At 62.5% G+C, this 1,300-nt stretch carries 1 protein-coding gene; it reads left to right on the plus strand.

The genetic code is table 11. The annotated features are described in order from the left end of the window. Positions 1 to 172: 172 nt before the first annotated feature. Positions 173 to 1,141: a magnesium transporter CorA family protein gene (locus JNB50_RS24565; protein WP_208042718.1), complete on the plus strand. Its 969-nt coding sequence runs from the start codon at positions 173 to 175 to the stop codon at positions 1,139 to 1,141. Positions 1,142 to 1,300 lie beyond the last annotated feature (159 nt).

A 1,300-nucleotide genomic window follows, 5' to 3' on the forward strand; every position in this document is an offset into this window, starting at 1 on the left:
GGGAGCCCAGCCCGGGGACCAAATGTCCCTATCGAGCCGTACAAGCAAGACGTATTCTGAATTCGCACGGACAGCGCAGATACCTCAACGCCTCCAGTTCCTGTACCCGCGTAGCCGTCCGCTTCGTGGTGCAGTGACTTTGTTTTCGGAATTCATATCTACGCTGTCCGACGTGATTCGTACTCGCTTGTACCGTTCCGGTGTCCTGGAGTTGTCGGACTTCCCGTTGGCCGATGTCTCCGACCACGTCGCCGATCCGTCCTCGACGGTGTGGGTGGATTTCGTCAACCCGACCATGGAGGATCTGTCCGCGCTGGAGCAGGAGCTCTCCCTGCACCCTCTGGCGGTGGAGGATGCCGTCCACGAGCACCAGCGCCCCAAACTGGACCGGTACGACTCGCACCTGTTCCTCTCGGCCTACAGCGTCGGCTTCGATCCGGCGACGGACGAGGTCACCGCGCACGACATCAAGGCCTTTATCACCAACCGGGCCCTGGTCACCGTCCACGGCGAGGACTTCGACATCCGTGCTGTGGAGGGCCACTGGGATAAGCAGCCCGACCAGCTCACCCGCGGTGTGTCGTTCCTGCTGTGGGGTCTGCTGGACACGGTGGTCGACGGTCACTTCCAAACCGTTCAGGATCTGGATGCCGCCATCGACGAGCTCGAGGACGAGCTCTTCGAGCCCCCGCAGCGGGGCAGGGACATCCAGCGGCGGTCCTTCGAACTCCGGAAGTCGCTGGTGCAGCTGCGGCGGGCCGTGCTCCCGATGCGCGAGGTCCTCAACACTCTGATGCGCCGCGACCTGGAGGCGATCGATCCGTCGATGATCCCCTACTTCCAGGATGTCTACGACCACGTCCTGCGCGCCAGTGAATGGACCGAGACCCTGCGTGATCTGGTGACGAGCATCCTGGACACCAACGTGGGCCTGCAGGGCAACCGCATGAACCTGGTGATGAAGAAGGTCACCAGCTGGGCCGCGATCATCGCCGTCCCCACAGCGATCACCGGGTTCTACGGGCAGAACGTGCCCTACCCGGGGTTCTCCACGGAGTGGGGATTCTGGGTGTCAATGGCTTTGATCGTCGCGATCTCCGTCGGGCTATACGCCACATTCAAACGCAAAGACTGGCTCTAACCTGAGGTCCGCACGGCTGTACGCAGTATGAGCCCTGCCCGTTCAGGGATCCCTACTCGTGCACGGTGACGCACCCCCTAACGGACAGCCCACCGCGTCTTCGCTGTATCGCGCGATGGGTGAAACGAGTGGGAAGTTGGGCGTGAGGAACGAACTGGT

Origin of the sequence: Leifsonia sp. TF02-11 (assembly GCF_017565305.1) — a bacterium.
Classification (GTDB): domain Bacteria; phylum Actinomycetota; class Actinomycetes; order Actinomycetales; family Microbacteriaceae; genus Leifsonia.